Raw genomic sequence first — 7,714 nt, 5'->3', positions numbered from 1 at the left:
GGGTGCGGGCCGGCGGCTTCCGAGGGACGCGCCCGCCCGAGCACGCCCCTTCCGCCCCCGACAGAAGGCGCCACCATGGCCGAGATCCGCTTCCCCGCCGCTCACCGATCCATGACCGGCAGCACCACGCCCTACGACGTCGGCCTGCCCGTGCTGCGCGTCGTACTCGGCGTGATCATGGCCATCCACGGAACCCAGAAGCTGTTCCGGTGGTTCGACGGCCCCGGCGTCAAGATCACCGGCATGTACTTCGGCAAGGCGGGCTACCCGGCGGGCGAGACCATGGCGGTGATCGCGGGCCTGACCGAGACGCTGGGCGGTCTGGGCCTGATCCTCGGCCTGCTCACCCCACTGGCCGCGGCCGCCGTCGTCGGCGTCATGATCAACGCCATCGCCGTCAAGTGGACCGGCGCCGTGCTCGGTCTGACGGGCGTCGAGTTCGAGTCCCTGCTCGTCGCCGGAGCCGTCACCCTCGCCCTCACCGGCCCGGGCCGCTTCGCCCTGGACCGCTTCGTCCCGGTGCTCCGCGACCACCGGGTGGTCTACGGAGTCCTCTCGCTGGGCCTGGCCGTCGTCCTGGCAGCCGTGGTGCTGCTGATCCGGGACTGATCCGCGAGCGGCCCGGCACGCCGGCCGGCATCCGGCGAGACTTGAACGCACACCCCCCTCTTCCCAGCGAGGGCACGCACTCCTGGAGGCATCATGACCGAACGGCCGGTCCTTCTGCCCTATGCCGACCCGGCCTTCGTCGCGGACCCCTTCCCGCTGTACCGGCAACTGCTCGAGGACGCCCCCGTACGCCGCGCGGTCATCGCGGGCGGCCTGGACGCCTGGCTGGTCAGCCGCTACGACGACGCACTCGCGGCCCTGTCCGACCCCCGCCTCAGCAGCGACGTACGCGACGCCACGGACACCCGGCTCCTGAACCAGCTGCGCGACACACAACGCGAATCGATGCTGAGCACCATGCTCCGCAGCGACCCGCCCGACCACACCCGACTGCGCCGCCTGGTCTCCAAGGCGTTCACCGCCCGCAGAGTGGCCGAAATGCGGCCCCGGATCCAGTCCATCACCGACCGGCTGCTGGACGCGATCGTCCCGGCCGGCCACACCGACCTCGTGGCGGACTTCGCGCTGCCGCTCCCGGTCACGGTGATCAGCGAACTGCTCGGAGTACCGGTGGACGACCGCCACGACTTCCAGCGCTGGACCGACCGCATCGTCATGCGGGGAGCGAAGCTGCCGGACGTCGCCGTCGTGAGCGAGGCGTGGCAGCACATGCGCGCCTACGTGACCGAGCTCATCCGGGCCAAGCGGGCACACCCCGGCGACGACCTGCTCAGCGGCCTCATCACCGCCCGTGACGAGGAACAGCGGCTGAACGAGGACGAGCTGATCGCCATGGTGTTCCTGCTGCTGGCCGCCGGCTACATCACCACCGTCAACCTGATCGGCGGCGGCATCGCCACGCTCCTCGCCCACCCGGACCAGCTCGACCTGCTGCGCTCCGACCCCGAGCTGCTGCCGGACGCGATCGAGGAGTTCCTGCGCTACGACGGCCCGGTCAGTCCCGGCATCGCCCGGTTCGCCCGCGAGGACGTGGAGATCGCGGGCGTGACCATCCCGCGCGGAGCGACCGTACTGATCGCCTCGGCCATCGCCGACCGCGACCCGGCACGGTTCCCCGACCCCGACCTCCTGGACATCACCCGCCAGGACAACGCCCACCTCGCGTTCGGACACGGCATCCACTACTGCCTGGGCGCACCCCTGGCCCGGCTGGAGGGGCAGATCGCCATCGGCGCCGCCCTGCGCCGCCTCCCCGGGCTGGCCCTGGCCGTGCCGCCGGAGGAGATCCGCTGGCGCCCCGGCGGCCTCCGCGGCCCCGAGAGCCTGCCGGTGACCTTCACTCCGGCCTAGGGCCTGGCACCGCCTCCGCCGCGCCGGTCGGGGCGGGTGGATCTACGGTGGATCGGTGAGCTACCGGTTCGTAGCCGTGGCCCTGACCGCCGTGCTCTGCGTGTCGACGTCGGCCTGCGGAGTGCCGGAGGCAGCGGCACCGGGGTTCCGGGCGGCGGTGGAGCCCGGGAACCCGGTGGCGGAGCTGGCCGCCGAGGTCTCGGCCGTTCCGGCCGGGAAACTGGGCGCCAGCTACCGGCCCGGATGCCCCGTACCCCCGGACACGCTCCGGCTCGTCCGGATGAACCACTGGGGCTTCGACGGCAAGGTCCACCAGGGCGAGCTCATAGTCCACCGGGAAGCGGTGGACCCCGTGCTCCACGTGTTCGCCGAGGCCTTCGAGCACCGATTCCCGATTCGCCGGATGCGCGTCACGGCCGAGTACGACGGCAGCGACGAGCGGGCCATGGCCGACGACAACACCTCCGCCTTCAACTGCCGCCAGGTCACCGGCGACCCGCGCCGGCAGTCGCGGCACGCCTGGGGCGACGCCGTGGACATCAACCCCGTCGAGAACCCGTACGTCGACCGTTACGGCACGAGCCACCCGCCGAACGGGCGGACCCACCTCGACCGCGACCGGGCCGGCCCCGGCGTGATCCGTCCGGGCGACGCCGTGACCAGGGCCTTCGAGGAGGTCGGCTGGTACTGGGGCGCCCGCTGGTCCGAGCCGGACTACCAGCACTTCTCCGAGAACGGCGCCTGAGGCCGCCCACGGCTCCCGCCCCTTTGACGACTGGTCCTAGCGGGCCTCCGCCGGCCAGCCGACGGCCCGGAAGACGGCGACGGGGTCCAGATAGTCCCGCCAGTGCGTCACCCTGCGGTCCTTGACGGTGATCACGGAGACGAAGTGGTTGTCGTACGCCCGCCCCGTGTGGACCGCCCGCCCGTGGACGGCGTACTCCAGCACGACCACGGAGGTCTCGGGGTCCCGGTGCACGGCGAGCCCGTCCGCGCCGTGCAGAACCATGACGTCGCCATAGCCCCGGTACAGGTCGGCGACCGCCCGGCGTCCCCGCACCCGGCGCGGATAGCCGGGCACGGAGACCACGTACTCGAAGACCACGTCCTCGGCCAGGAGGTCGAAGAAGTGCTCCCCGTCGACCAGCCCCGCCAGGCCCTCGCCGACGATCCGGAAGAACGGGTCCAGCGCCGCGAAATCGGTGATGCCGTCGATGGACACGGTCACCTCACCGACGCGGAGGTCCAGGCGTGGACATTGCGCCGGGCGAACGCGCGGAATCCGGCCGGCGGCCGGCCGGTGACCTTCTCCACGTCGTCGTTGGGCGTGGAACCGTTGCCGGAGATGATGGTGCCGGTCAGCCAGCGGAGCACGACCGCGTAGTCGGCGGGGACGAGGCCGGCCGCGACCGCACCGCCGATCCATACGCCGGGGTCGATGTCCCGGTGCCTGACGGGCCGGCCGGTCACCGCGGCGATGATGTCGGCGACTTCGCCGACCGTGAGGGCCCGCGGGCCGGTGGGCGCGTACTGGGCGCCGGCGTGGGACTCGGGGGCGAGCAGCGTCTCGGCCGCGACCGCGGCGATGTCGGCCGCGTCGACGAAGGCTTCCGCTCCGCCGCCGGTCGGCACCGTGATCACCCCGTCGACGACCGGCAGGTGTGCGTCGCCGAAGTTCTGCATCACCCAGGCGGGGCGCAGGATCGAGTGCGTGATCGCCCCTCGGGAGGCGAGGTCCGCCTCGACGGCCCTGATGTCGACCTCCGGCGGTGCCTGGTCGCTGCCATGGGTACTGAGGTACGTCACGTGGCGCACCCCCGTGGCCACCGCGAGGTCGAGGAAGGCGGCCACCTGGTCGGCGTAGGCGACCCGCAGGACGGGCGTGACGAGGTAGAGCCGGTCGACGCCGTCGAGAGCACCGGGGTGGGTGGTCGGGTCGTCCCAGTCGAACAGCACGTCGCCGCCGTGGCGCGCCGCGGTGCGGGCACCGAGCCCCCGCCCGGCGAGCTCCCTCGCCACGAGCGAGCCGGTCCGCCCGGTGCCGCCGAGGACGAGTGCGGTGTGTGGTGATCCAGTCATGGCTCCATCCTGAGAGTGCACGACGAGTGGATCAATGCGTGAATCGCTCGTTCCTTTGTGTCAAACGCTCGGACCGATGCCCACGATGCCTGTCCCGCTGATACTGATCGGGTGGACATACTGCACGACCACCTCGCCCGGGCCCGCGCCTCCGGCGCCGTCTTCGCCCGGACGGTGGCCGAGCCGCCGTGGGGGCTGCGGCTGGCCGGCTCGATCCAGCTCGCCGTGCACACCGTCGTCCGGGGCCGCGGCTGGCTGTGGCTCGACGACCCCGGCAGCGCCGTGGAACTGGTGCCGGGGGAAGTGACGCTCGTCCGCGGCGGCCCCGACCACCACATCGGACACGAGCCGGGCACCGGCTGTCTCGAACCGGAGGAATTCCGGGCCCGGCACGCCCACGACGGGGGTGCCGAGGACCCGCGCGCGACGGTCTTCCTCTGCGGCGCGTACCGGTTCTCGGGCGACATCGGAACCGGCCTGCTGGAGGCACTGCCGCAGGTGCTGACCCTCTCGGCCGCGGTCGGCGATCCCCTGCGCGACGTGATCGCGCTCCTGTCGCACGAGCTGGCCACCCCCGAGCCGGGCCGGCCCACGGTGCTGGACCGCCTCCTCGACGTCCTCCTGGTGCTCGCCATCCGCAACGACTTCCGCCACAGCCCGTCCGCACCCCGCTGGTACCGGGCATCCGCGGACCCCCGGCTGGGCGCCGCGCTGGAGGCCATGCACGAGAACGCCGGCCATCCGTGGTCGATCCCCGAACTCGCCGCGATCAGCGGCCTGTCCCGGGCTGCCTTCGCCCGGACCTTCCGCCAGGCCCTCGGCCAGACCCCCATGCAGTACCTGACCGACTGGCGGATGGCGCTGGCCCGCGACCACCTGCGCACCGGCGACCTCGCCCTCACGGCCATCGCCCGTACCGTCGGCTACGGCTCGCCCTACGCGTTCGCGGCCGCCTTCCGGCGCCACCACGGCGAGCCGCCCGGGACCTGGCGACGACGGTGTTCGCCCGGTTCGACGGGCCCTTCAGAGGAGCGCCCGCGCCCGGTTCCGGAAGGTCTCGTCCCCACGGATGATCCGGTCTTCCACCCCTGAACGGACCACCCGCGCGTCGCCGTCGGCAAGAGCGGCCAAGCTCCTGCGGTGGGCGGGAGACAGGGCGCCGGCGCCCAGGGCTTCCAGGGCTCGGAGCGCCCCCATCGGATCGGCTTCCCGGCGGGCCGCGTCGAGAACGGCCTCCGCGAGCGCCGTACGGTCCAGCGAGGCGGGATCCGCCACGGCCACGAGGGCGAGTGCCGCCGCGGGCACCTGCTCCGGGTCGCCGAGCAGGGGGTGCAGGCGAGGGGTCAGCGGCCGCCCGGCCGGTCCCAGGAGCGCCGCTGCCCGGGCCGCCCGGACCCCGGCCCACCGGCCCCAGGGGTTCTGCGCCGCCCGTACGAAGACCGAGTCCAGCGCCGCGACCACGGGGCCGGGGTCCTGGCCGATGCGCCAGAGGGCCTCGGCAACCGCGGTGTCCGCGTCGAGGTCGGGGGTGGTGGTGCCACCGTCCGGGCCGCCGAGGGCTGCGCGCAGCGCCGGGACCAGCGATACGGCCCGGGGGCCGAGCTCGCCCGCCGCCGCGGCCGCCTCCCGCAGTTCGCCCGACCCCCTCGTGAGCCGCTGCGTGAGACGGCTCAGCAAGACCCGGCAAGATCATGAGCTACGCCGACGGCCGGGCGTCGGTGTCAGGCCCCGTCGATGAGCCGCTGGAGGCCGGGCGCGTACAGGTCCGCCAGCCGTTCGGCGGTGGCGTGGGAGCCGGCGCCGTCCGGCCGGTGCAGGCTCAAGGTGGCGCCGAGGCCCAGCAGCTGGCCGGCGATCAGCTCGGCCCGCAGCCGCGCGTCGGAGCCGGTCAGGGCAGCGGCCAGCCGGTCGGTGACCTGCTCGCGGAACCGTGCGCGCAGCAGGGTGCGTTCGTCCTCGATGCCCAGGGAGAACACGACCCGCAGCAGCGGGTCCCCCCGGCCCCGGTCGCGCATCCCGACCATGGTCAGGACCAGGTGCCGCCCGAGCGTCGACGGCGGAGCGGAGAACAGTTCGTCGGCGGCCGTCCCGAAGTCGGCGACCGTGTTGAACAGGGCTTCCTTGCTGCCGAACCGTTTCACGATCAGCGACGGACTCACCCCGGCCGCGGCGGCGATGCCGCGCATCGTGACCTCGGCGTACGGCCGCAGCGTGAACGCCCGCCGCGCGGCACGCACGATGGCGTCGCGCCCGGTCTCGGCCCCCGCCTCGCCACCGGTCGTGGCGGCGACGGATCCGTCGGTACTGCTCATGCGCTCTCCCGGGCGGCGGTCACGGACGCTGACACCGTGACCGTACCGCCCTCGGCGCCACGGCCGCGCAGGGCACCGCGTCCGGGCCGGTCCGACGGCAGGAACAGCGTGGCGACGAGGGCGGCGAGCGCCGCTCCGGCGGCGACGAGGAAGATCAGCAGGTAGGCGTGCAGGGTCGGGGCGGTGCGGCCGCCGGCCACGAAGGTCACATGGGCCAGCACGGCGGCGACCACGGCGCTGCAGCAGGCCTGCCCGACCGAACGCATCAGGGTGTTCAGCCCGTTGGCCGCGGCCGTCTCGCTCACCGGCACGGCCCGCATGACGAGGGCGGGCAGTGCCGAGTACGCGATCGCCGTGCCGCAGGCGACCACGGTGGCACCGGCCACGATCAGCCAGAGGCTGTGGCTGGTGAAGAAGCGGACCACGTAACCGACGGCCATCACGACGGCGGCGAGCGCGAGCGCGGTACGGGGCCCGTAGGCGGCGGAGATCCGCGCGGAGACGGGGGAGAGGGCGACCATGGCCAGGCCGCCGGGCAGCAGGCACAGGCCGCTCACCACGATGGAGGCGCCGAGCCCGTACCCCGTGCTCGTGGGTTCCTGCACCAGCTGGCCGGTGACCAGGGAGTTCGCGTAGAAGGCGAAACCGATGAGCAGGGCCGCGACATTGGTGAGCAGGACGGCGGGCCGGGCGGAGACCCGCAGGTCCACCATGGGGGAGGGGGTCCGCAGTTCGAACCAGCCCCAGAGCAGGCCCACGGCCACGGAGGCCCCGAGCAGGCCGAGCGTGCGCACGGAGGTCCAGCCCCAGTCCGAGCCCTGGGTGATCGCGAGCAGCAGTCCGACGAGGGAACCGGTCAGCCCCAGCGTCCCCAGGACGTCGAAGCGCCCGCGCGAGCGCAGCGACGACTCGGGGACGATCCACAGCACCAGGAGCAGATCGAGCAGACCGAGGGCGGCCGATGCCCAGAACATGGTGTGCCAGTCGAAGTTCTCCACGACCACCGCGGCCACCGGCAGGCCGATCGCCGCACCGATGCCGAGCGTCGAGCTCATGAGGGCGATCGCGGGCAGCACCCGGTCGGCGGGGAGCTCGTCGCGGATGATGCTGATGCCCAGGGGGATCACCGCGAGAGCCGCGCCCTGCAGGGCCCGGCCGGCGATCAGGACGCCGATGTCGGAGCTGACCGCGCACAGGACGCAACCGGCGGTGAGCACGCCCAGAGAGGCGAGCAGCACGCGCCGCTTCCCGTACATGTCACCGACGCGCCCGAGTACCGGGGTGAATACCGCGCCGGTGAGGAGGGTGATGGTCACGAGCCACCCCGCGGCGCCGGGGCTCGCCCCCGTCAGGTCCGGGACGTGCGGCAGCAGCGGGACCACGAGGGTCTGCATGACGGCGAC

The 7,714-nt window shown here is 73.4% G+C and carries 9 protein-coding genes; 4 read left to right on the top strand and 5 right to left on the bottom strand.

All coding sequences use genetic code 11. The annotated features are described in order from the left end of the window. Window positions 1-75 precede the first annotated feature (75 nt). The 3 genes from ACFV0Q_RS34950 (at window position 76) to ACFV0Q_RS34940 (ending at window position 2,665) form a co-directional block, all read left to right on the top strand. Window positions 76-609: a DoxX family protein gene (locus ACFV0Q_RS34950; protein ID WP_385011056.1), complete on the top strand. Its 534-nt coding sequence runs from the start codon at window positions 76-78 to the stop codon at window positions 607-609. Between the two features lie 93 nt (window positions 610-702). After that, the gene (locus tag ACFV0Q_RS34945; RefSeq protein ID WP_385011054.1) at window positions 703-1,920 is read left to right on the top strand and encodes a cytochrome P450; all 1,218 of its coding nucleotides are present in this window, start codon (window positions 703-705) and stop codon (window positions 1,918-1,920) included. A gap of 55 nt (window positions 1,921-1,975) precedes the next feature. Continuing rightward, complete coding sequence (locus ACFV0Q_RS34940; RefSeq protein WP_385011052.1) at window positions 1,976-2,665, top strand: M15 family metallopeptidase; 690 nt, start codon at window positions 1,976-1,978, stop codon at window positions 2,663-2,665. Between the two features lie 36 nt (window positions 2,666-2,701). Here the strand turns inward: ACFV0Q_RS34940 and ACFV0Q_RS34935 are convergent, their stop codons facing one another. Beyond that, window positions 2,702-3,142 (bottom strand): nuclear transport factor 2 family protein, encoded by a 441-nt coding sequence (locus ACFV0Q_RS34935; protein ID WP_385011051.1) that lies wholly within the window; start codon window positions 3,140-3,142, stop codon window positions 2,702-2,704. 2 nt (window positions 3,143-3,144) lie between these two features. Beyond that, window positions 3,145-3,999 carry an NmrA family NAD(P)-binding protein gene (locus ACFV0Q_RS34930; RefSeq protein ID WP_385011049.1) on the bottom strand — a complete coding sequence of 285 codons (855 nt, stop codon included), beginning with the start codon at window positions 3,997-3,999 and terminating at the stop codon, window positions 3,145-3,147. Between the two features lie 111 nt (window positions 4,000-4,110). On the opposite strand from ACFV0Q_RS34930, the gene ACFV0Q_RS34925 reads away from it, so the two are divergent. Then, window positions 4,111-5,091 (top strand): cupin domain-containing protein, encoded by a 981-nt coding sequence (locus tag ACFV0Q_RS34925; RefSeq protein WP_385011047.1) that lies wholly within the window; start codon window positions 4,111-4,113, stop codon window positions 5,089-5,091. Here ACFV0Q_RS34925 and ACFV0Q_RS34920 read toward each other — a convergent pair. From ACFV0Q_RS34920 to ACFV0Q_RS34910, 3 genes are all read right to left on the bottom strand, one after another. Beyond that, window positions 5,023-5,676 carry a hypothetical protein gene (locus ACFV0Q_RS34920; RefSeq protein WP_385011045.1) on the bottom strand — a complete coding sequence of 218 codons (654 nt, stop codon included), beginning with the start codon at window positions 5,674-5,676 and terminating at the stop codon, window positions 5,023-5,025. The two genes, ACFV0Q_RS34925 and ACFV0Q_RS34920, sit on opposite strands and share 69 nt — an antisense overlap. 44 nt (window positions 5,677-5,720) lie before the next feature. Continuing rightward, the gene (locus ACFV0Q_RS34915) at window positions 5,721-6,311 is read right to left on the bottom strand and encodes a TetR family transcriptional regulator (RefSeq protein WP_385011043.1); all 591 of its coding nucleotides are present in this window, start codon (window positions 6,309-6,311) and stop codon (window positions 5,721-5,723) included. Further along, on the bottom strand, window positions 6,308-7,714 hold a 1,407-nt coding region (locus ACFV0Q_RS34910; protein ID WP_385011041.1), incomplete at its 5' end, for an MFS transporter. The genes ACFV0Q_RS34910 and ACFV0Q_RS34915, both read right to left, overlap by 4 nt.

This window comes from Streptomyces sp. NPDC059564, from assembly GCF_042735575.1.
Classification (GTDB): Bacteria; Actinomycetota; Actinomycetes; order Streptomycetales; family Streptomycetaceae; genus Streptomyces.
Note: the sequence above shows the minus strand (reverse complement) of the source record. Positions and strands in the feature narration are given on the sequence as shown.